Genomic DNA, 23,067 nt, shown 5'->3' on the forward strand with positions numbered 1-23,067 from the left:
GATTTAGCGCTAACTGAATCTCCCAACAAAATAACCGCTCTCTGAAGCGGTTTTTTTGTACCTGAAATTCCGCTGTCAAAATCGAAAAGTGCGCTTCTCCCCCGCCCCTTCATCAGGATCACATCGCAATATGCTATAACAGGCATTCGCATTAGCCACGAAATTAACCTCATGAAAGATAATAGTATTTACTCCCCGCAGGGGTCTGTGCCGGAAAAATCACGGGTGCTGGGTTGGCCTGATTTATTCTCGTTGTGGTTCTCACTCGGTATGGGCCTGATGGTGTTGCAGGCCGGAGCGATTCTGGCACCGGGACTCGGGCTGGCGGGTTCTCTGGCGGCGATTGCGCTGGGATCAGCCGTCGGGGTTGCGCTGCTGGCGCTGGTCGGCGTGGCCGGCGGGCAAACAGGTTTGTCTTCAATGGCGTCGCTAAAGCTGAGCCTCGGAAAACGTGGCGTGGCGTTGCCGGTCTTGTTCAATCTGATCCAGCTGGTCGGCTGGGGCGCGTTTGAAATTGTTGTGATGCGCGATGCCGCCAGTCTGCTGGCAAAACGGGCCTGGGGCGACGGCAGTTTTTGGGCGGATCCGACCCTCTGGACGTTTATTTTCGGCATCGTCGCCACCTTGCTGGCGGCCAGCGGGCCACTGGCGTTTATCCGCGTGGTGCTGCGCCGCTGGGGTATCTGGTTGCTGCTGGCGAGCTGCGCATGGCTGACCGGTTATCTGTTTCTGCACGCGGATTTATCGACGCTGTGGCATAAAGCCGGAGACGGTTCGATGCCGTTCGCGCTGGCCTGCGATATCGTGGTGTCGATGGCGTTTTCATGGCTGCCGCTGGTGTCGGATTACACCCGTTTCGGCAAATCTGCGCGACAAAATTTCTGGGGCACCGCCTGCGGATATTTCCTCGGCAGCGTGTGGATGATGTCACTCGGCGTCGCTTATACGCTGGCGTTTGTCAGCACATCAGCCGATGCCAATGCGCTGCTGCTGGCGCTTTCCGGCGTTGCGCTGGGTATTCCGCTGTTGCTGATTCTGGTGGATGAACATGAAAATGCCTTTGCGGATATTCACTCTGCGGCGGTATCGGCGGGCACTTCTCTGCCGGTCAGTGTCGGTAAACTGACGCTGGGTATCGGCCTGCTGTGTACCCTGATTGCCTGGTCAGTGCCGCTGACGCAATACGAAAACTTCCTGCTGCTGATTGGTTCGGTATTTGCGCCGCTGTTCGGTGTGGTACTGACGCATCATTTTGTTCTGCGCCGGCAGACACAAAAGGACCTGAACATTTGCTCTGTCGCGGCCTGGTTTATCGGTATCGCGGTCTATCATCTGATGGCAAATCTGCTGCCTGACGTCGGCGCGACGATCCCGTCGCTGCTGGTGGCGGGACTGGTGTGCTGGGGATTAGGGCGTAAAGACTGAACTAAGAAAACCGCCCCAAAGGGCGGTTCCTTAATGACTACAAACCAGACCCTATGTTGACGTTAATATTGATATGAGAAACGTTTACGTTCCATCCATCATTTTCCGACGTCATCAAAGAACCCAGCACAACGATCAGTGCATAAATACACTTTTTCATTGTTGCGGCCTTTTACAACCGCGTTTCACCAATAAGCACCGGGACCGACTGGAGAAGAACAAGCAGCATCTGGGCTGATTGTCCCCGCGGTACTCAAGTGCTAATTTCAAGCCCGGTGACCCGCCGCTAAACGGGCAAACTAGCCCCGCGCAGATGCTACCATCATGCCTATGATATTTGTAAGGTTATTGATCATAATTTAAGCTTGCGGGGAATTCTTCACTTAGGTATATTTATCCGGTCTGGGCTGATTGTCCCGCTTATTTAAGCAAATGAAAATTGAGAAAGCTTAGCGCTAACTGAACTTCCTCAACAAAAAAACCGCTCTCTGAAGCGGTTTTTTTGTACCTGAAATCAGGAGATTACAAAGCAATATCCGCAGGCTGTTTTGGCTCTTGTTTGGCCTGAACGTCGAGCGGTCGCAGCTGAACCACGTCGGCGACCGGCGTGGTGATCATCGACGGCGTTTCCAGTTGCAGAATGCGGCTGGTTTCCAGCAGCTCTTTCTCGGTCGCTTCGATATTGCCATTCAGTTTAGTGCCATAGGACGGGATGATTTCCCGGAATTTGGCCTGCCATTCTGCACTGGCGGCTTTTTCTTTAAAGACCGTTTCCAGCAGTTTCATCATGATAGGCGCTGCGGTGGATGCACCCGGTGAAGCCCCCAGCAAGGCGGCGATACTGCCGTCCTTCGCGCTGACCACTTCGGTGCCGAGACGCAATACGCCGCCGTGTTTGCCATCTTTTTTAATGACCTGCACGCGTTGTCCGGCCACCCAGCGTTTCCAGTCTTTTTGCTCGGCCTGTGGGAAGAACTCCTTCAGCGCGGCATGACGGTCTTCATCACTGAGCATCACCTGCCCGACCAGATATTTCACCAGATCGAAGTTGCCCATGCCAACGCGGGTCATCGGCAGCAGGTTAGAACTGTTCACACTGCCGAACAAATCCCACAGGGAACCGTTTTTCAGGAATTTGCTGGAGAAGGTGGCGAACGGCCCGAACAGCAGAACCTGTTTGCCATCAATAATGCGGGTGTCGAGATGCGGGACAGACATCGGCGGCGCGCCCACGGCAGCTTTGCCATAAACTTTCGCCAGATGACGTTTCACTACATCCTGATTTTCGGTCACCAGGAATTCACCACCGACCGGGAAACCGCCGTATTCACGCGCTTCCGGAATGCCGGATTTTTGCAGCAGCGTCAGTGACGCCCCGCCCGCGCCGATGAACACGAATTTCGCATTCACCACATGGTGTTTGTGGCTGTGTTTGAGATCGGTAATTGTCACGCGCCAGCTTTTATCCGGATTGCGCTGGATATCACGCACTTCCTGACCGTTTGCCAGCGTGAAATTGGATTTTTTCTGCAATGCTTCGACCAGCTGGCGGGTGACTTCGCCGAAGTTCACGTCGGTGCCTGCGGTGGTGCGGGTTGCGGCGACTTTTTGCGCCGGATCACGGCCTTCCATCACTGCCGGGATCCACTGTCTGATTTGTTCCGGGTCTTCTGAATATTCCATCCCGCGGAACAGGGTGCTTTCCTGCAACGCAGCAAAACGTTTGCGCAGGAAATCGATGTTGTCATCGCCCCAGACAAAGCTCATGTGCGGCACGCTGTTGATAAAGGAGCGCGGGTTATTCAGCACGCCTTTCTGCACCTGATACGCCATAAACTGACGGGAAACCTGGAAGGCTTCGTTGATCGCCACCGCTTTAGTGATATCGACAGAACCGTCGGGCATCAGCGGGGTATAGTTCATTTCTGCCAGTGCGGAATGGCCGGTACCGGCGTTATTCCAGCCGTTGGAGCTTTCCTGCGCCACGCCGTCCATGCGTTCAATCATATGGACTGACCAGTCCGGCTCGAGTTCCTGGAGGTAGGTCCCCAGGGTTGCACTCATAATTCCGCCGCCGACCAGCAATACATCAACGGATTTTTCGTCTTCTGCGGCCGCAGGCTCGCTGGCACCCAGTGAGTCACGGTTGAGAAGCATACCAAGTATCTTTCTCATGACGTCTGTTTCTCTAAATGTTCAGTTCTGTTCTTGGCGATTCGGTTAAGAATATTGTTATGGCTGTCGAACAAGAAATTAGCAAAAAAACACGCGGGATCGTTACTGAAACTTCATTATTTAAAATACTGGCTACGAATATAACATTATCACTACATAATTTAAAAAAGGATTTAACGTTTCAAAAAAACAGGCAAACGGGATACCGGACAGCGCTTCAGGCCGCGTCACCGCTGGATTTGAAGGATTCTGCAAAGGAGTTTTGGAGGGCTTTGGGGCGGTCAAAGAACGAGCTATTCGTGCTAAATCGGGTTTTGAGGCGAAAATGAGATGTTAAAAAGGCGCAGTTGCCCGCGCCTTTGCGATCACTTTTTACGGAATCAGATTACAACGCGACGTCTGCAACCTGCTTCTGCTCTTCACCCTTTTTAGGGGCTGAAGAATTGTCCGCTGCGGGTGCCGGTTCCGCCGCTTTTGGCTGCGGGTTGTCGAGCATCAGAACGCGGCTGGTGTCGCCCAGTTCTTTCTCGGTCGCCGCCACATTGCCGTTCAGTTCAGTGCCGTAAGAAGGGATGATGTCCTTCAGTTTGGCCTGCCATTCTGGCGTTGCGACTTTGTCTTTAAACACTTTTTCCATCAGGTGCAGCATGATCGGTGCCGCAGTGGATGCGCCCGGAGAAGCGCCCAGCAGCGCTGTAATGCTGCCATCTTTAGAGCTGACCACTTCGGTGCCGAGACGCAGAACGCCGCCTTCTTTCTCATCTTTTTTGATGATCTGCACACGCTGGCCCGCTTCCCACAGACGCCAGTCTTCTTTCTTCGCATCCGGGAAGTATTCACGTAACGCATCGAAACGATCGTCGTCGGACAACATCACCTGGCTGACCAGATATTTCACCAGATCGAAGTTGTCGATACCCACGTGGGTCATCGGCATGATGTTGGAGAAATTCACGCTGCCGAACAGATCCCACAGGGAACCGTTTTTCAGGAATTTGCTGGAGAAGGTCGCGAACGGCCCGAACAGCAGAACCTGTTTGCCATCCAGAATACGGGTGTCGAGGTGCGGTACGGACATCGGCGGTGAGCCGACAGACGCTTTACCGTACACTTTTGCCAGATGGCGTTTCACCACGTCCGGGTTCTCGGTCACCAGGAATTCGCCGCCGACCGGGAAGCCGCCGTAGTTATCTGCTTCCGGAATACCGGATTTTTGCAGCAACGTCAGTGACGCGCCGCCTGCGCCGATAAACACGAATTTCGCTTTGATGACGCTTTCTTTGTCGCCGTTTTTCAGGTCGGCAACGGTCACGTTCCAGGTGTTATCCGGGTTACGTTTGATGTCGCGCACTTCATGGCCGAGGCTCAGCGAGAAGTTAGGTTTCTTCTGCAATGAGGCCACCAGCTGACGGGTGATTTCACCAAAGTTCACGTCGGTACCAATCGGAATGCGGGTCGCGGCCACTTTCTGCGCCGGGTCACGCCCTTCCATCACCAGCGGGATCCACTGTTTAATTTGCGCCGGGTCTTCTGAATATTCCATGCCGCGGAACAGCGTGCTTTGCTGCAGCGCCGCAAAACGTTTACGCAGGAAATTGATGTTGTCGTCACCCCACACAAAACTCATGTGCGGCGTGCTGTTGATGAAAGAGCGCGGATTGTGCAGTACGCCGTTCTCAACCTGATAGGTCCAGAACTGACGGGAAATCTGGAAGGATTCGTTGATTTCGACCGCTTTGGAGATATCGATACTGCCGTCGGCTTTTTCCGGCGTGTAGTTCATTTCCGCCAGCGCAGAGTGACCGGTGCCGGCGTTGTTCCAGCCGTTGGAGCTTTCCAGCGCCACGCCGTCGAGACGCTCAACCATGTCGATTGACCAGTCTGGTTCTAATTCCTGAAGGTATGTCCCCAGCGTCGCGCTCATAATGCCGCCGCCGATCAGTAACACATCAACGGGTTTTTCATCTTCTGCCAACGCTGACTGGCTGAAAGCAACCACGTTAAGGCAGAGGATCATGGCGAGTATCTTTCTCATGACGTCTGTTTCTCTGAATGTTTAGTTTTAGTTTTGCAGGTGAAAGCTATCCAGATTTCCCCTGGATAAACGAAATCAACAACCCGGTGCGGTGGGAATTAAGCGATTATTTCCACAGAGTATGAAAGGACAATAATGGGGAGTAACGAAAACCGCGGCGAAGAACGACAAATCAACCACACAAATGTTACCGAATACTCATATTATCGAGATTTCGTAAATAATTTAACATTGCCGTTACGTGCATTAAAAATAGTTTAATACTTTAAATAATTACATAAGTTAGTGACGTGACGAAATTACTCAGGCCAGATTCGCCTGCAAAGCCGCTGCATGCGCAGCCAGAGCCGGTGCCGGACTGTGGCCAATCAGCATGAAATTGTAACCGGCGTTGCGCCAGTAAACCACGTTCATTCCGCGACGGATTTCACTCTGCTGCGCCGTCGTGTCACGGTGTTCGCTGCGCGTAATACACAGCGCCATCGGGCCGTAGCGCACATCCAGATAGGTGATTTGCGCGATGTCATAGTCGTCATAATGCAACATGCGGGCATCTTTCAGATCTGCCCCCTGCACCTCCAGCGCCGCCGGCCTCAGTGCGATACCTAAGGTATTTTGCACCCGCGCCAGCTGGATTTTTTGTTGCCCCGCAGAGTCATACACATCCGCCAGCGTCTGCGCGGTATACAGCGACATGTAATCCGCCACGCGCACGCGCCAGTTATCCTCCGATTCAATAAGCGTGGAATAACGCCCTGCCAGCAGTCCGACGGCCAGAAAGCTTACCGACGCGGCGAGCAGTGCGCGACGACTAAAGCGGCGCGAACCGGCAGCCGGAACATCGGGAATGGCATCCAGCGCGGCCTGTAATTTACCGACCGGCGCTTGCTGTAACATCGCACCGAACGCGTCGTGGAAGGGCAAATTGCTGCGCGACATCTGTGCCAGCCGCTGCGCCAGCACGTTATCCTGCGCCAGTTGTGCTTCAAATTTTGCGCGCTGCGGTTCGCTTAACTGGTTATCGAGATAAGCGACCAGAGTTTCATCGGAATAAGGCGCAGACGGGACTTCACGGGTCATTTTTTCACTCCCTGCTGCGGTTGTGTGGCGGCACCGGCATCTTTTGCCAGCGTCAGCCGTGCGGCCGCCAGACGGCTCATGATGGTGCCGGCGGGCACACTCAGTGTCATTGCCGCCTCCTGATAGGTAAAACCTTCGACGTACACCAGAAACACCGCGTTGCGCTGGGCTTCCGGCAGCCGGTTCACCCGCTGCATCACCTGCGTATGCCAGTGACGTTCTTCAAAAGACAGCGTGTCGGCGGGCGCCTCCGTTTCATCCACATCCGCAAATCCCTGCCCCTGACGAACGTGCTGCGCCCTGAGTTCGTTAACCCATATAGAGTGCAGAATAGAAAAGAGCCAGCGATCCACGCCGGTGCTGTCGGCGACCTGCGCGCAGCGTTCCAGCGCCCGCACGCAGGTGGATTGCACCAGATCGTCTGCCACGTCGTGCTTGCGCGATAACACCATCGCGTAGCGCCACAAACGTGACAGGCACTGGCTCAGTTCAGAACGTAAGTCTGCCGGTGAGATTTATCGTTTCTCCGTGATCAGGATTCGGGATGGCCGTCGATGGCGGCGCTCAGGTCGCGGTATTCTTCGCAGCCGGTACCGCATAAGCCTTTGATGGTCGCCAGCTGGGCTTTGGCGAGATCAGGACGCCCTTTAATCATATAAGCCTCGCCGAGATATTCCCGGACTTTGGCGTAATTCGCGTCAATGGCAATCGACTTCTGATAATAGCTGATGCCTTCGTCGGTGCGACCCAGTTTACGGGTGGCGTAGCCGCGATAATTCCAGGCTTCTTTGGTGTTCTGATCTTTGAGCGTATTCAGCACGGTCAGCGCTTCCTGATAACGCCCGGTTTTCGCCAGATGATAGGCGTACTGCGTTTTATCCTGATCGGAAATCATGCTGCCTTTATCCACCATGCAGCTTTTAGTTTTGCTGTCATAGATTTGTCCTTTCGGGCAGTCCGGCGTTTTCTTCGCGTCGGAATCGTCGCCCATCGCATTCGCTGCTGCGCTGAAAAACAGCAGATTGCCAGCCAGACAAGCAACCGACAGCGCCTGTATTACCGTTTTTGTCTTCATAATGATGTCCTGTAAGGGAGTAACGGATGACTTACGGGCGGCCTGCGCTGCCCGGTAACATGCGGCGCAGAATGCCGTCGCGGAGAACGTAATGGTGGAACAGTGCCGCCAGCGCATGCACGCCAGCAATGATGATCAGCGCCCAGGCAACGTTGTTGTGCAGCGAGCCAAAAGTTTTCGTCATCACGCTGTCGAAATTGAATACGTCAGGAATGGGGAATAAACCGAAGAAATAGAACGGCTCAGCCTGCGACCAGCGGAATAAAAATCCCAAAATGATTTGCGCGACCAGCAATAAATAGAGCGCCAGATGCGTCAGGTGCGCGGCGGCTTTCATCAGCGTCGGCATGGCGACCGGTTGCTGTTTGCTGCGACCGGTGCTGACGGTAAACAGGCGCCACAAAAGACGCCCGGTGATAATCGCCGCCAGCAATATCCCGACCGAGATATGCACCGATTGCAGCCCTTTTCGCAGCGGCGTGCCACGCTCGAGGACTTCCCAGATATGCGCGCTGGCAAACAGGAAGATGACGGCCAGCGCCGTCAGCCAGTGCAGTAAAATAGTCAGCCCGTCATAGCGGCTGCGAAGAACCGGAGATGGCGTTGAAGTTGAGGTTAATCGTTGCATAGAAACAGTGCCCGTCAGTGTTCGATATAAAGGTAAACACCTGAGGACCGGTTTCTATTCGGTATGAGAGAAAATAATTCTCGTCCGATATGTTTTAAATGATAAAAAACGCAGGAGAAAAGATACGTCAGAACGCCCAAAGATAGCCTATATATAAATCAGGGACGCGCAAACAGCGCCCTGCGGCGCACAATTTCCCTTTGGGCCGGTCACAAACCACGTTATTACGCGATAAAGTTTTGTTCTGAGTGGCCGATAATCCGTATTGGGCGCCTTACACGTCAACGGCTGCGCCATAATTTTGCATTTATTTCTTATGAGGTGCGGCAGGTGAGCGAAGTATCTAAAGAGTCGTTTGCGAAGCGGAACACGCTGGCAATCTTGTCCGTTTTGCGTGACTTAAAGAAGAACCAGACGCTGGTTATGGTCAGCCATTCCCGCGGGCAATTTATCAGCAAAATTCTGGACGTCGACGCTGACCACCACCAGTTTTTATTCGATCTCGGCAGCTCAGATTATGAAAATGGTCTGGCAATGGACGCCGATACGCTGAATTTTGTGGCAGAACCGGCAGGCGCAAAGGTCGAATTTTCATGCAATAAAGTTCGTCAGGTGGCATACGAAGGTTTACCCACTTTCACCTGTGATATCCCGCCCGTGTTGTATTCCATTCAGCGTCGTGAGTATTTCCGCGTGAATGTGCCGTGGCTGCCGGATTACCGTTGCAGCGGAAAACTGCCGGATACCTCAGACTTTGCCTATCGCGTGAGGGATATTTCTCTTGGCGGGCTGGGGCTGGAGATTGACGGCATGACGCCGCCGGAAATCAGTTCAGGCGCAGTGCTGAAAGATTCCCTGATCGAACTGGCTGAGCTTGGGAAATTCAAAGTGGATTTGCAGTACATCGGCGCGATGGCGCGTAAATCGGTGAGCAATAAAGGTGAAACTGTCAGCAAACAGCGGCTGAGTTTTAAGTTTCCGAATTTATCGCCCGCGCAGGAACGCGACCTGCAACGGGCAATTTTCGAACTGGAAAAACAGCAACATATGAAAGCAAAACGTTTCCAGCACGATTAAGGTTTAGATAAACATACCGCCTGAAGCCTCGACGCGCTGGGCGGTCATCCAGCCAGCTTCATCGCTCAGCATCATCGCCACCATCCCGCCAATATCATCCGGCAAACCGGCGCGTCCCAGTGCGGTATTGGCTGAGACAATTTTGTTCACTTCCGGATTATCGCGCACCATACCGCCGCTGAAATCCGTTTCGATCGCGCCAGGTGCCAGCACGTTAGCGGTAATGCCACGGGCGCCCAGTTCTTTGGCCTGATAGCGGGTCAGCACTTCAATCGCACCTTTCATGATGGCGTAAGCCGAAGAGCCCGGCAGAGCGAAACGAGCCAGTCCGCTGGAAACATTCAGAATGCGGCCACCGTCTGCCATCAGCGGCAGCAGTTTCTGCGTCAGGAAAAATGGCCCTTTCAGGTGGACGTTCATCATCAGGTCAAACTGTTCTTCAGTGGTATCAGCAAAAGACTCATGCAAACCCACACCGGCATTGTTCACCAGAAAATCAAAAGTGTCGCGCTGCCAGATTTGTAGCAGCTGAGTTTTTACCTGCGCCACAAAAGTGTCAAAGCTGCCGGACGCGCCGGTATCCAGCTTTAACGCCACCGCTTTTCCGCCCTGTGCTTCAACTGATTGCACCACCGCCTGCGCCGCATCCGCCTGGCTGTGGTAAGTCAGAATGATATCAACATTGTTTTTTGCCAGCTTTTCAATGGCATTCTTGCCTAATCCACGGCTTCCGCCGGTCACAATAGCGATTTTACGGTTCATTTTGGGCCTCTTTGGATTTTTGTCACTGATACATCGGTTGAAACATAGCCTATTGGATTACCTGAGTGCGATAAATGGTTCATAATGAGTTTCACTGTCTCAATACCAACAACAATCGGGCAAGATGTGGATAAAATTCAATCAATGCAGGTCTTCGTTCGCGTGGCGGAGCTGAGTAATTTTACCCGTGCAGCAGAAAGTCTCGGTTTGCCAAAAGGCAGTGTCTCGCGCCTCGTCCAGCAACTTGAAACGCGGATGTCGGCACGCCTGCTGCACCGTTCCACGCGCCGCGTGCAGCTGACGCAGGACGGGCAGGTGTTTTATCAGCGCTGTAAAGAGCTGCTCGCCAACATGGAGGAACTGGAGTCGATGTTTCAGTCGAATCCGGCCAGCGTCAGCGGGCGTTTACGGGTTGATATGACCACCGGCATGGCGACCAATCTGGTGCTGCCGCGCCTGGCAGAATTCCTCAACCGTTATCCTGCGCTGGAAATTGAGCTGAGCTGTACCGATCATCGCGTGGACGTGGTGCGAGAAGGGTTCGATTGCGTGATCCGCACCGGCACGCTGAAGGATTCCGGCCTGATTGCCCGCCCGCTCGGGCAGCTCAGCGTGGTGAACTGCGCCAGCCCCGGCTACCTGCGCCGCTACGGTACGCCGGATCATCCTGACCAGCTGGCGCAGCACGCGATGGTACATTACGAACAAATTCTCGGCAGCCATACGTCCGCCTTTGAATATCTCGACGGTAAGCAGGTGAAAACCGTTAAAAGCGGCGGCGCAGTGACGGTCAACAGCACTGAAACTTACGTCTCTGCCTGTCTGGCCGGATTGGGCATTATTCAGGCGCCGTTGCTGGGCGTGCGTGACGCGCTGGCAAGCGGTCAGCTGGTGAGTATTTTGCCGCAGTTCCGTGCCCCGCCAATGCCGGTGACGCTGGTTTATCCGCACCGCCTGAACCTTTCCCGCCGCGTGAAAGTGTTTATGGACTGGCTGACCGACATTACTCAAACGTTCATTGCCTGACCGCTTAAACCGCCGCGACTTAGTCCCGGCGGCTCAGGCGTCTATACTTAAAGCCGGATGCACTTTTAAGGACAACATGGATCAATGCCCATCATTTCTAAACAAGAACCTGATACACAGGAAAAACCCGAGCCGCTGATTAATATCAAAACCGGTAATTCTACGGTGGATAAAAACATCGGCAGATTTTCACGACTGGTAGAACACGTTCAGTCATGGGGCTGGGTCGCCCACCTGCTGCGCGCTACCGAGCGCTTTAATGACCGTCTTGGCAGCCAGTTTGGCGCGGCTATTACCTATTTTTCGTTTCTGTCGCTGATCCCGATCCTGATGGTGTCCTTCGCCGCCGTCGGTTTTGTGCTGGCCTCAAATCCCGATTTGCTGGCGGAACTGATCAATAAAATCGTCAACAGCATCAGCGACCCGAATCTGGCGAACACCCTGAAAAGTACGGTGAATACCGCCATCCAGCAGCGTACCGCCGTGGGGTTATCCGGTTTGCTGATTGCGCTCTATTCCGGTATCAGCTGGATGGGGAATTTGCGCGAGGCGATCCGCGCACAATCGCGCGATGTCTGGGAACGTAATCCGCAGGATCAGGAAAAGATTTACCGCCGCTACATCCGCGACTTTATTTCACTGACCGGGCTGGTGCTGGCGCTGATTATCACGCTGTCGCTGACGTCGATTGCCGGTGCCGCGCAAAAAACCATCGTCGATGCGCTGGGTCTTGGCGGCATTGACTGGCTGCGTCCGGTGATGACCAGCATCACGCTGGTGATTTCCATTGCCGCCAACTATCTGCTGTTCCTGTGGATTTTCTGGATGCTGCCGCGCCACAAGCCACGTAAAAAAGCGCTGCTGCGCGGGACGTTGCTGGCGGCGGTGGGCTTTGAGGTGATCAAATTCGTGATGACCATGACGCTGCCGAAACTGGCGACGTCGCCTTCTGGCGCGGCGTTCGGTTCGGTGATCGGGCTGATGGCTTTCTTCTATTTCTTCGCCCGTCTGACGTTATTTGTGGCGGCGTGGATAGCGACTGCAAAATACAAAGATGATCCGAAAATGCCGGATCACCGTCAGAATGCAGGCAAAAATGAGAAAAACGCCACGGAAAACGACAGTGAATACACGCCGGACAATCTCATCGTGCCAGATGAAATGCATATATCAGCAATTAATTCTGATAATGAGATTAAAAAGCAGTGAATAATGCCAAATCAGGCATTGCACTGCGCTGAAAACCAGAATAACTGACTGAGAGCCGTACTTTTATTTCGCGGTTTTGCAGTCAGTTACTCTGCCTTTTAACCATTCGCCAAACTTATGAATGGTGAAATCTCGCCCTGATAAAACATTCCCCCGATCCGGCTTTAAACGCCTTTTTTCAGCGCCTCCGCTGCGTTGAAATACCGCCCTGCTCTGCATAAGATGCCTTTTCGATATACATTTATTTACATTAGATCCCTCCCACTCATTACAAATAAGAAACACTTATGCAAGCCACTATCACTCCAGAATTAGAAGCTGACGCCAACCTGGTGAGTCAGAACTCCCGCGGCAAAGTTATCGTGGCATCGCTAATCGGTACGGCCATTGAATTCTTCGACTTTTATATCTACGCCACTGCCGCGGTAATTGTATTCCCGCACATTTTCTTCCCGCAGGGTGATCCGACAGCGGCCACACTTCAGTCGCTCGCCACCTTCGCCATCGCCTTTATTGCACGTCCGATTGGCTCGGCACTGTTCGGTCACTTCGGCGACCGCGTCGGGCGTAAAGTCACCCTTGTGGCATCTTTGCTGACCATGGGCGTGTCCACCGTGGTGATCGGCCTGCTGCCGACCTACGCGACAATTGGCGTCTTCGCACCGTTGCTGCTGGCGCTGGCGCGCTTTGGTCAGGGTCTGGGACTGGGCGGTGAATGGGGCGGCGCAGCGCTGCTGGCCACCGAGAATGCGCCCGCGAAGAAACGTGCCCTGTACGGTTCTTTCCCGCAGCTTGGCGCGCCGATCGGCTTCTTCTTCGCCAACGGCATGTTCCTGCTGCTGTCGTGGCTGCTGACCGATGAACAGTTCATTTCCTGGGGCTGGCGTGTGCCGTTCCTGCTGTCTGCGGTGCTGGTGATTGTCGGCCTGTATGTGCGTGTTTCCCTGCACGAAACGCCGGTGTTCGCCAAAATCGCCAAAGCCGGTAAACAGGTGAAAGTGCCCATCGGTACGCTGTTCACCAAATACAAAAAAGCGACGCTGCTCGGCACGTTCATCATGGTCGCGACTTACACGCTGTTCTACATCATGACCGTGTATTCACTGGGTTACGGCACGGCGGCAAAGCCGGTCGGACTGGGCATTCCGCGCAATGAATTTCTGCTGATGCTAATGATTGGCGTGATCGGCTTCGGCGTGATGGTGCCGGTTGCCGGTCAGCTGGCGGATAAGTTTGGCCGTCGCAAAACCATGATTTGCATTACGCTGCTGATGATCGTCTTCGCCCTGTGCTTCCCGACCATTCTGGGTGCCGGTTCACAGGCGCTGGTGATGGTATTCCTGCTGTGCGGATTTATGGTGATGGGACTGACCTTCGGTCCGATGGGCGCACTGCTGCCGGAACTTTTCCCGACAGAAGTTCGTTATACCGGCGCATCCTTCTCCTATAATGTGTCTTCGATACTGGGTGCGTCCGTCGCGCCGTATATCGCCACCTGGCTGGCAACTCATTACGGGTTGTTCTACGTGGGCGTGTATCTGGCCTCGATGGCAACGCTGACACTGATCGCGCTGCTGTTGTCCAAAGAAACCGCCCATCAGTCACTGTAACTGACCCGACACCGTGCCCGGTATGCGCCCGGCACGGTGCCTTCAGCGAAGGTTCCTTATGCGCTTACGACGTTTTATCCTGCCTGTTCTGATCTTGCTTATCGTTATTGCTGCGGCCTTTTGGTATTTCTGGCCTCATACCTCCAATCCCAACGCCCTGTGGAACATCATCAGTAAGAAATGCGTGCCGAATCAGCAAAGCACAGGCAAACCTGAGCCCTGCGCACAGGTCGATGAACCACAAGGTTTTGTGGTGCTGAAAGATCTGAACGGCCCGCTGCAATATCTGCTGATGCCCACCGCGCGGATCACCGGTATGGAAAGCCCGGCTTTACTTGAACCAGCAACGCCGAACTTTTTCAGTCAGGCATGGAATGCGCGGCATTTTATGGCGGATAAATACGGTAAACCGATCGATGACAGCAATGTCTCGCTGGCGATTAACTCGCAGTATGGCCGATCGCAGAATCAGCTGCATATCCACATTTCCTGCCTTCTGCCACAGGTGAAAACCACGCTGAGCAAAGATGGCGCGCAGATGGGATATAACTGGCAAGAGCTGCCGGATAAGCTGCTCGGACATACCTATCTGGCGCGCAAAGTGACACAGGCTGAACTGAATGAAAAAGGTGCTTTCCGGCTTCTGGCCGAAGGCGTGCCGGAAGCGGATAAAAAGATGGGGCATTTCGGCATGGCAATGGTCAGTCTGCCGGGCGGCGATTTCCTGCTGCTCGCCAGTGAGCGTGACTTACTGAAACTCAATAACGCCTCGACCGAGGAGATCCAGGACCACAAATGTGCGGTACTGGATCCGGTGCCTCAGTGATGCAGATGCCGGAAGGCGCGCATGGTTAACTCCTTCACCTTTTCACAAGGGGGAGGAGTTAATCCAACACGATTACTTCTCTTTCATCTGCTGCAATATCGGGCCGCACTGATTTTCTTCATTATCGCTTGGAGAAATCAGGGCGAGTAATGCCGCGGCGGGAGCCACCACTGCACCGAGCGCGACGGCGGCGGCACCACGGGCAATCAGCGGACCCGGTTTCACGCCGGCATCCGGATTTTTGTAAGTACCGCGAACGTACAACGGTGAACGTAAGGTCAGGATACGCACGCCCTTACTTTCAGGGTTGATCGACAAGTCCAGACGCTCAGTCGCCATATTGGTGTTACCGGTGATGTTGATGACCGCGTTCTCGGTATCAAACACAAACAGCCGTGGCGTTACCAGCCCGCTCTTCACGTTGACGTTGGCGGCCGCACAGTTGATGGCCACTTCGTCATCGCCAAACAGTTTGCTGACCACGTAGTTACCGACATTTAGCCCAGCCAGTTCCATCAGACCACGGCTAATCACGCCGTCGTTGATGAGGATTTTCATGTCGCCGTTGCTGGTGCCCAGAAGCGCCGCAACCGAATTGCCTGTACCGGTCAGCGTGGCGTCACCGTTCAGGTCGCCCAGGCTGCGCTCCATCGACTGCACGCTTGGCAGCAGCTGTTTCAGTTTCAGCTTACGCGCATGAATATCTGCACGCGCCTGCATTGGCGATTTATCCCCTTCGAGGCGGATAGTGGAATTCAGGTTCCCGCCCGCGACGCCGAAGCGCAGCGGATCCAGCAAGATTTCACCGTCCGTCAGTTTCAGATGTGTGCTCAAATCACTCAGCGGCAGAGATTTGCCGTGCTCGATGCGTTTGGCGCTGAACTTCACATCAGCATCCATTACGCGCCAGCTCTTGGTATCAAATTTCTCCACCGGCAGCACTTTATCGGCAGGCTGGCGGGTAGTTTCCCCACGTTTGGCCTTATCTTTGTTGGAATCCGCACCAATCAGCGGCGCCAGATCGGCAAAGCGCAGTTGTTTAGACACCACATCACCGGTCAGTTTTGGCCGTGGTTTGCTGGCCTGATAGGTCAGGGAACCGTGAATGTCGCTGTCGCCAATTTCACCATTAAAGTTCTGATAACGGTAAATCGCGCCATTTTTGCCATGCAACGTCGCCGATAAATGCCCGTCAGTGGAATAAGGTGGCGTTTGCGGCAACAACACGCCGGTCAGACCGTACAAATCAGACAGCGTCTGGCCGGAGAATTTCAGGCGTAAATCCAGACCGCCGAGGTTCATCGCATCCTGCAAGGTCCCGGCCACCGCTACCCGCGTGTTACCTGAACGTACATCGGCCTGTAACGGGAACAGCGCATCGGGGTCTTTCAGCGCCAGCATGCCACCGATTTTACCGCTACCAGAGAGCGATTCGCCGTTGTATTTACCGTCAACTTTCCAGCCGAAAACGTACGGCGGAGTTTTAGATTTCGACGCGTCTTTTTTATCGCCGACCACTTCGGTAAACGGCAGCGGTTTGCCCAGCGGATCAATAATAGCGCGGAAATCGGCTTTCATTTTCGCGTCTTTATAATCGATTTGTCCGCGGTCAAACACGATGTCATTGAGGGTAAATGACCAGGCGGAAGGCGGCTGAGCCGGGTCTTTGGTGTCGCTGTTGGCAAGATTAAACGTCCAGTTATTTTTGCCATTATCGAGACGTACCAGCGACGCATCCGGCTGTTTCAGCCAGATACGCGGAATAAGGACTTCTTTATGCAGCAGCGCGAGTGGCGCAATACTGGCGTCCACGCGGGCGAGTTTCACCATCTGCGCGTCTTTTTCGCCAGTTTGCACATCAGAAGGGTTACCGAGCACGATATCTTCAGCATGAATGTGCGGCCACGGCACCCAAGCACGCCAGCCCGCCTCATCTTTCTGCCGCGACCAGTCCACCCCTAAATTGCCGCGAATGGCAAAAGTACGGTTCAGTTCAGCGCTGACCTTTTGATTAATGGTAGGTTTGAGGCGGTTCCAGTCGAAGGTCGCGATGAAAATCACGACAGCGATCAACAGAATCACAATGATGCCCACAACCCAGGAGATCACTTTACCTGTGCGCGTCATAAAGCTGTTCCTTTCAGACAGTTAACGAATCCCAGTGTTTAACCATAGTTGAATTTGTCGCAATTTGCCGGAACCGGCGTGTGAAAAAGAAGAAAAACGAGGCAGGAGATGTAACTTTAAAAGCATTTAAATCAACAGAATAACAATGAATCACACCACCTCTACGCACCGGGCAATTTGAGACTTCGCCTCAGCGGGTAAGGTGTGATCCATTATCCTTTGAAATGTATTGGCAGGTTATCAAGATTGTCGAACGTCGCAGGACGCGCCAGATAATAGCCCTGAGCGGCGAGCGCATCCGAATTACACACCATCGCCCATTCCGAGGCTGTTTCGACCCCTTCAATGATCACGCCTTTGCTGTAGCGGTTCATCAGCGTCACCAGCGTATAAAACAGGCGCGAGCCTTCTTCGCTCTGTCCCAAAAGAATAAACAAATCGCGGGCGATTTTGATGTATTCGTAATGCCAGGTGGTGAAAGAAGAAAAGTTTGCGATCCCCTGACCAAAATCGTCGAGCCATAAACGGTCAGATTGCTCGATTTGCGACAACGGAATACTCAGTGCATGTTCAGCGCTTTCGACCAGTTCAAAACGTACGTAAGGCATCGCGCTGATTTGCGCGCGCAGCGCGGTGTCAGATTGCAGCATTTCCAGCACCTGACCATCGACGTTGATAGAAGCCAGTAATTCATGGTCGATGAACAGACTTTGCCAGCGCTGTAACAGGTCGAGCTGCTCCTGCACGATTTGCAGACGTTTGCCCACGGCTATCGCAACAAAATATTCTTCAGGTGAAATGAATTTGTGCGGATCCGCCGGGTGGAAAACCCCGGTCAGTAATTCAATCCCCAACAGCTTTCCTGTCGTGCGATAAATAGGCTGAAAACGGTACACTCTCTGACACTGACGCCAGTAAGACTGTGCTTTTACGCGTTCAATCGCGGTAAAAGAAGGCGTAATCAGCCCTAACATCATCTTAGTTATCATATTTTTCTGCCGTCATGAATAAGAATCAGATCATCAGGGGACATGCGGCAACATGTGTTGCGTGACGACAATGGCGTCCATGTGAACAGACCGGACTTCAGCGAAGCACGTCGTTTCATGGCGGCAAAGTAGCCCGGTTTCCTGGCTTTCATTAGTAGAGTTATCTATCGGCGTAGCGCGGGGAAACTTTAATCACTCCGCATTTCTCTGCATGATTTGCGCATAAAAAACCCGAAAACCGGGCTGGAAGTTCCTTTCAGCAGGCTCTACATTGGGATGGATGAAACATTTCACTAACGTCTTATTCACAATCCGGAGAGAGCAATGCCTTACGTCAATATCAAAATCACCCGTGAGGGCGCGACGGCAGAACAGAAGAAAGCCCTGATTGCCGGTGTGACGCAGTTGCTGGTGGATACGCTGGGTAAAAACCCGGCCAGCACTTTCGTCATTATTGATGAGGTCGACACAGATAACTGGGGTCTGGGTGGCCGTCCGGTGACTGAATTGCGCAACGAAAGTCAGTAACGCCCGCAGGTGGAAGTGCCGCTGCTTCCACTTTTTCTCAGATTTTCCTGCGTTTTTTTACCTCCTGCAGAAAAAAATAAAACCTCGTTTTAATTTATTTGACTGACCGCATTCTTATGAAGAGACTAGAGCGCAATAATGACGATCTTTTCTTTCCTTTCGTTTTAATGCTTCAGACATAGGCCAGGTACAATGACCCGCAAAAACATTGCCGTAATCGGCGAATGCATGATCGAATTATCTCAGAAAGGCGATGCCCTCCACCGCGGTTTTGGTGGCGACACGCTGAATACGTCTGTTTATATTTCCCGTCAGGTTTCCCCTGATGCGCTGAACGTGCATTACGTGACCGCGCTCGGCACCGACAGTTTCAGCAATGAGATGTTGCAGGCGTGGCAGCAGGAAGGCGTGAACACAGATCTGACTCAGCGTCTGGAAAACAAACTGCCTGGCTTGTATGTGATTGAAACCGACGACACCGGCGAGCGCACGTTCTATTACTGGCGCAATGATGCCGCCGCGCGCTACTGGCTCGACAGCCCGCAATCCGAAGAGATTTGTCAGAAGCTGGCAGAATTCGATTATCTGTACCTGAGCGGCATCAGTCTGGCGATCCTTAACGATGAAAGCCGTGACCGTCTGATGACCCTGCTGAAAGCCTGCCGTTCACGCGGTGGCAAAGTCATTTTCGACAACAACTATCGTCCGCGCCTGTGGGCCAGCAAAGAACAGACGCAGGCCGCGTATAACGCAATGCTTTCCTGCACGGATATCGCTTTCCTGACGCTCGACGATGAAGACATGTTGTGGGGTCAGAAGCCGTATGAGGAAGTGATCGCACGCACCCACGCGCTGGGTGTCAGCGAAGTGGTGGTAAAACGCGGAGCCGAAAGCTGCATCGTGTCCAGCGCCGAAGGCGAGCAGCACGATGTGCCTGCAGTGAAATTGCCGAAAGAGAAAGTGATCGATACGACCGCCGCAGGGGATTCCTTCAGCGCCGGGTATTTAGCAGTGAGGCTCACCGGTGGAAGCGCGGTGGAAGCGGCAGTGCGCGGGCATGAGACAGCGAGCACCGTGATTCAGCATCGCGGGGCGATCATCCCGATGGAGTTTATGCCGGGGCGGGTATAACGGTTTTCTTTACTCCGGGCGGGCCGAATTGGGCTTTGGTTTTTACTCCTCCCCCTGCGAAGGGGGAGGCTGGGAGGGGGTTTTAATGACTAACTCTTTGCTAAAGCACACTTAAATTTTTTGATGTAGACCTTAATACCCCACCCCAACCCTCCCCTTCGCAGGGGAGGGAGCCGATCGAGATCTTTATTGCGTCGCCGCCGATGCCGCCGGCACATCACCCGCTGCCGGAGCGCTCTCCACCGGTGCCATCACTTTGTCATACACCGCCCGCAGTTCAGCTGCATTCAGTTCAGACTCGCCTTTCGGTTGTGCAATCAGCATGGCGGGTTCGCGGGAAAGCTGCTGTTTCAGCTCCTGATTCAGCACCGGCAACGTCAGCGTGGTAAGGAACTGCTGACGCAATTGCTGGTACTGTTCCGGTGCGATATCCACGACGCCGTTCTGCTGCGAACGCAAACGCTGGCTCATCAGCACATCGGTGTCGGTACGGGCGTAGGTGGCGAAAAGCTTGCTCAGCTGATCGTTCTTTTGCGCAATCAGCGCATCAAATTCAGACTGCGAAATACCTTTATCACGCACCACCAGCAACTCTTCGGACAAACGCTTAAACAGCTCGGCAAGCTTCGCCTGTGAGGCGTCGATACGGATGGCACATTGGGCGCGCTGATACTGCACGTTGCAGTCAAAGCCCAGGGACGGGCCCGGTGTGGTGGCATCTTTCTTATTTTCGAAAGCAGTTTTCAGGGCTTCCTGCAAATGCCAGAACAGCGCCTCACGGGCTAAATCACTGCGCCAGTACGCGGAAAGCGCCTGTGAATCCTGAATCGGCTGCCAGGCGTTATCCCACATTAATGAGAGACGATCCTGAGTCAGATTTTCATCCATCACGCTCATCGATTTGGTCGTGACTTCAGAGAGTGTCGGCAAGGTTTGTGGTGTCTGACGGCTGCCTTTCAGAACAGAGAAAGTCCGGTTGATTTGTTCGCTAAGACCACGACTATCCACATTCCCAACCACAAACAACGTCATCGCATCAGGGGTATACCACTGATGATAAAATCGGGTTAAGGCTTCGATATTGATGGGTTTTGTCGGCAACTGATCAGGACTGTGCCCGACCAGGGTCGAACCGGCCATACGCGCGCGCCACCAGGCGTCCTGCGTATTTTGTGGTAAAGAGCCCACCGGATCCTGAGATTCCTGACGCGCGGCACTCACCAGCTCAGGCGTCACAGAGATTTTACCGGCGGTATTCGCCAGCCAGTTCAGCGCATCCTTCATCAGATCAGGACGGTTATTTGGCAGACTCAGATTATACACAGTGAAGTCATAAGAACTGACAGCCGGCGGCAGCGGGCGCTGCGGATTGATACCTTGCTGCCATAAAGACTGTAACTGAGACGTGCTGAATCCTTCGCTGTGCATCAGTGCCAGACGCGGAAGGAAATGGGCATAGCCCGATTGCTGGGCAGATTCTGCCAGCGAGCCGGTGCGAACCACCAGGCGTAATTCGATACGATCACTCGGGCGTTGCGGCGTCGTCAGCAACTGCCAGGTAAATCCATTGTCCAGCTTCCCCTGCTGCCAGGCAGGATCAGGTTGTAATGCTTCAGCTTGCACATGACTTGCGGCTGCTGCCAGCAACAATCCACCAATGAGTAAACGGATTTTGGTGCCCTGCATGTGAACCCCTACGTAATGACAATCTAATTTTAAATTTGCTGTCCTGCCGGTGTCAGTTGACTCGCCCACAGGAACTGAATGCGTAAGTTTAAGGACGAAAAATACAGTCCTTCGTTAGACCGCGCTTTTCCTGCAAAGTCGCGCAGCCGCCAAAAATATTCTGGGAATAATAGCCGGAGGTGGCGTTCTGGAGACATATTATGAAGATAATCCACCGGTTACATCAAGCAACCGGTGGATATTAGGGGAATTTGAGGCTAAATAAATGCGTTTTTATAAACGTTTAACGCTATTTTCTTCCATCATCAGGCCATCATTCAAAAACCTGAAGCAGACTTCTCAGCCTCTGTCAGACCTTTCTGGCCATTCAATGTCGCTTTCAATTGCCCTTCATCGAGCTGATCACACCATTTTGCCACCACGATAGTCGCTACGCCGTTACCCACCAGATTGGTGAGCGCACGCGCTTCAGACATAAAGCGGTCAATGCCCAGAATCAGCGCCAGCCCTGCCACCGGTAAGTGCCCTACCGCCGACAATGTTGCCGCCAGTACGATGAAGCCACTGCCGGTCACGCCCGCCGCGCCTTTTGAAGACAACAGCAGTACCACAATCAGGGTGATCTGATGCCAGATATCCATATGGGTATTGGTGGCCTGAGCGATAAAGACCGCCGCCATGGTCAGATAAATCGAGGTGCCGTCCAGATTGAAGGAATAACCCGTCGGGATAACCAGGCCGACCACGGACTTTTTGCAGCCCAGACGCTCCATTTTATCCAGCATACGCGGAAGTGCGGATTCAGAAGACGAGGTGCCGAGAACGATCAGCAATTCTTCTTTAATGTAATTCACAAATTTGAAGATGCTGAAACCGGTGAAGCGTGCGATAAGCCCGAGCACCACCACCACGAACAGAATACAGGTCAGGTAGAAGCACAGGATCAGCTGACCGAGCTGGACCAGAGAACCGACACCGTATTTACCGATAGTGAACGCCATCGCCCCGAAAGCACCTAAAGGTGCCAGGCGCATGATCATGTTAATGATGCCGAAAATGACCCCTGAGAAGCTTTCAATCACATTGAAAATCAGCTGACCTTTGTGACCCATGCGATGCAGCGCAAATCCAAACAGCACTGCAAACAGCAGCACCTGCAGAATATTACCGCTGGCGAACGCACCAATCACGCTTGAAGGGATCACATCGAGCAGGAAAGGAATGATGCCCTGACTTTGTGCCTGCTCGGCGTAAACCGCGACGGCTTTGGCGTCCAGCGCTGCCGGATCGACGTTCATCCCGGCACCCGGTTGTACGATGTTGACGATCACCAGCCCGATGATCAGTGCCAGAGTACTCACAATTTCAAAATAGAGCAGCGCGATGGCGCCTGTGCGCCCCACCGCTTTCATGCTTTCCATGCCTGCGATGCCGGTAACGACGGTACAGAAGATAACAGGCGCAATGATCATTTTGATTAACTTAACAAAACCATCACCTAACGGTTTCATTTGCGCGCCGATGTCCGGATAGAAATGCCCCAGCAGCACGCCCACAGTAATTGCTAAAAGAACCTGAAAATACAGACTCTTGAAGAGTGATTTTTTCATGAATACCCATCCTGAAGTGAGTGCATCGCCCTTGGTTTTTTAAGATCAAAGATAATGAGGCGAGTGCA

General features: G+C 53.4%; 20 protein-coding genes. 9 read left to right on the top strand and 11 right to left on the bottom strand.

Translation table 11 applies throughout. The annotated features are described in order from the left end of the window. The first annotated feature begins 171 nt into the window (after positions 1-171). Positions 172-1,425 carry a putative hydroxymethylpyrimidine transporter CytX gene (cytX, locus tag CKQ54_RS02630; RefSeq protein ID WP_120163507.1) on the top strand — a complete coding sequence of 418 codons (1,254 nt, stop codon included), beginning with the start codon at positions 172-174 and terminating at the stop codon, positions 1,423-1,425. Positions 1,426-1,947: 522 nt separating this feature from the next. On the opposite strand, the gene mqo is transcribed toward cytX, so the two are convergent. Further along, on the bottom strand, positions 1,948-3,600 hold the full coding sequence (mqo, locus tag CKQ54_RS02635; RefSeq protein ID WP_120163508.1) for a malate dehydrogenase (quinone): 1,653 nt from the start codon (positions 3,598-3,600) through the stop codon (positions 1,948-1,950). Positions 3,601-3,659: 59 nt separating this feature from the next. Here mqo and CKQ54_RS02640 point away from each other — a divergent pair, with 59 nt between their 5' ends. Then, positions 3,660-3,929, top strand: coding sequence for a hypothetical protein (locus tag CKQ54_RS02640; protein ID WP_120163509.1), 270 nt, complete (start codon positions 3,660-3,662; stop codon positions 3,927-3,929). Positions 3,930-3,985: 56 nt separating this feature from the next. On the opposite strand, the gene CKQ54_RS02645 is transcribed toward CKQ54_RS02640, so the two are convergent. The 5 genes from CKQ54_RS02645 to CKQ54_RS02665 all read right to left on the bottom strand — a co-directional run bounded on the left by CKQ54_RS02645 (position 3,986) and on the right by CKQ54_RS02665 (position 8,418). Beyond that, a complete protein-coding gene (locus CKQ54_RS02645) occupies positions 3,986-5,635 on the bottom strand; it encodes a malate:quinone oxidoreductase (protein ID WP_120163510.1) in 1,650 nt (549 codons plus the stop codon). Positions 5,636-5,938: 303 nt separating this feature from the next. Further along, complete coding sequence (locus CKQ54_RS02650; protein WP_120163511.1) at positions 5,939-6,715, bottom strand: anti-sigma factor family protein; 777 nt, start codon at positions 6,713-6,715, stop codon at positions 5,939-5,941. Beyond that, positions 6,712-7,167 (bottom strand): sigma-70 family RNA polymerase sigma factor, encoded by a 456-nt coding sequence (locus tag CKQ54_RS02655; RefSeq protein WP_341868536.1) that lies wholly within the window; start codon positions 7,165-7,167, stop codon positions 6,712-6,714. Before CKQ54_RS02655 ends, CKQ54_RS02650 begins: the two co-directional genes overlap by 4 nt. Positions 7,168-7,247: 80 nt before the next feature. Next, complete coding sequence (locus CKQ54_RS02660) at positions 7,248-7,790, bottom strand: tetratricopeptide repeat protein (protein WP_120163513.1); 543 nt, start codon at positions 7,788-7,790, stop codon at positions 7,248-7,250. 31 nt (positions 7,791-7,821) lie between these two features. After that, positions 7,822-8,418: a cytochrome b gene (locus tag CKQ54_RS02665; protein WP_120163514.1), complete on the bottom strand. Its 597-nt coding sequence runs from the start codon at positions 8,416-8,418 to the stop codon at positions 7,822-7,824. 330 nt (positions 8,419-8,748) lie between these two features. Between CKQ54_RS02665 and CKQ54_RS02670 the strand changes: the two genes are divergently transcribed. Beyond that, positions 8,749-9,495, top strand: a complete 747-nt coding sequence (locus tag CKQ54_RS02670; RefSeq protein ID WP_120163515.1) for a flagellar brake protein — start codon at positions 8,749-8,751, stop codon at positions 9,493-9,495. A 3-nt stretch (positions 9,496-9,498) separates the two neighbouring features. On the opposite strand, the gene CKQ54_RS02675 is transcribed toward CKQ54_RS02670, so the two are convergent. Then, positions 9,499-10,257: an SDR family NAD(P)-dependent oxidoreductase gene (locus CKQ54_RS02675; protein ID WP_120163516.1), complete on the bottom strand. Its 759-nt coding sequence runs from the start codon at positions 10,255-10,257 to the stop codon at positions 9,499-9,501. A gap of 126 nt (positions 10,258-10,383) precedes the next feature. On the opposite strand from CKQ54_RS02675, the gene CKQ54_RS02680 reads away from it, so the two are divergent. From CKQ54_RS02680 to CKQ54_RS02695, 4 genes are all read left to right on the top strand, one after another. Then, complete coding sequence (locus CKQ54_RS02680; RefSeq protein ID WP_192878637.1) at positions 10,384-11,283, top strand: LysR family transcriptional regulator; 900 nt, start codon at positions 10,384-10,386, stop codon at positions 11,281-11,283. A gap of 84 nt (positions 11,284-11,367) precedes the next feature. Beyond that, positions 11,368-12,492: an inner membrane protein YhjD gene (gene yhjD / locus CKQ54_RS02685; protein ID WP_112288020.1), complete on the top strand. Its 1,125-nt coding sequence runs from the start codon at positions 11,368-11,370 to the stop codon at positions 12,490-12,492. Positions 12,493-12,779: 287 nt separating this feature from the next. Continuing rightward, entirely contained in the window at positions 12,780-14,102 is a 1,323-nt protein-coding gene (locus CKQ54_RS02690; RefSeq protein ID WP_112288019.1) for an MFS transporter, read from the top strand. Between the two features lie 58 nt (positions 14,103-14,160). Beyond that, complete coding sequence (locus CKQ54_RS02695; protein WP_112288018.1) at positions 14,161-14,928, top strand: CDP-diacylglycerol diphosphatase; 768 nt, start codon at positions 14,161-14,163, stop codon at positions 14,926-14,928. 72 nt (positions 14,929-15,000) lie between these two features. Here the strand turns inward: CKQ54_RS02695 and CKQ54_RS02700 are convergent, their stop codons facing one another. Together CKQ54_RS02700 and pdeH are read right to left on the bottom strand one after the other, a co-directional pair. Further along, positions 15,001-17,055 (bottom strand): AsmA family protein, encoded by a 2,055-nt coding sequence (locus tag CKQ54_RS02700; protein WP_120163518.1) that lies wholly within the window; start codon positions 17,053-17,055, stop codon positions 15,001-15,003. 212 nt (positions 17,056-17,267) lie between these two features. Next, positions 17,268-18,044, bottom strand: coding sequence for a cyclic-guanylate-specific phosphodiesterase (gene pdeH, locus CKQ54_RS02705; RefSeq protein WP_113876905.1), 777 nt, complete (start codon positions 18,042-18,044; stop codon positions 17,268-17,270). Positions 18,045-18,368: 324 nt separating this feature from the next. Between pdeH and CKQ54_RS02710 the strand changes: the two genes are divergently transcribed. Both CKQ54_RS02710 and kdgK read left to right on the top strand, forming a co-directional pair. Beyond that, a complete protein-coding gene (locus CKQ54_RS02710; RefSeq protein ID WP_120163519.1) occupies positions 18,369-18,572 on the top strand; it encodes a 2-hydroxymuconate tautomerase family protein in 204 nt (67 codons plus the stop codon). Between the two features lie 192 nt (positions 18,573-18,764). Continuing rightward, complete coding sequence (gene kdgK / locus CKQ54_RS02715) at positions 18,765-19,703, top strand: 2-dehydro-3-deoxygluconokinase (protein WP_120163520.1); 939 nt, start codon at positions 18,765-18,767, stop codon at positions 19,701-19,703. A gap of 186 nt (positions 19,704-19,889) precedes the next feature. Here kdgK and CKQ54_RS02720 read toward each other — a convergent pair whose 3' ends face one another. Next, positions 19,890-21,389 (bottom strand): M16 family metallopeptidase, encoded by a 1,500-nt coding sequence (locus CKQ54_RS02720; RefSeq protein ID WP_120164047.1) that lies wholly within the window; start codon positions 21,387-21,389, stop codon positions 19,890-19,892. A 317-nt stretch (positions 21,390-21,706) separates the two neighbouring features. Then, on the bottom strand, positions 21,707-22,999 hold the full coding sequence (locus CKQ54_RS02725) for a dicarboxylate/amino acid:cation symporter (protein WP_112291844.1): 1,293 nt from the start codon (positions 22,997-22,999) through the stop codon (positions 21,707-21,709). Between the last annotated feature and the right edge of the window lie 68 nt (positions 23,000-23,067).

This window comes from Rahnella variigena (assembly GCF_003610915.1).
Lineage (GTDB): Bacteria > Pseudomonadota > Gammaproteobacteria > Enterobacterales > Enterobacteriaceae > Rahnella > Rahnella variigena.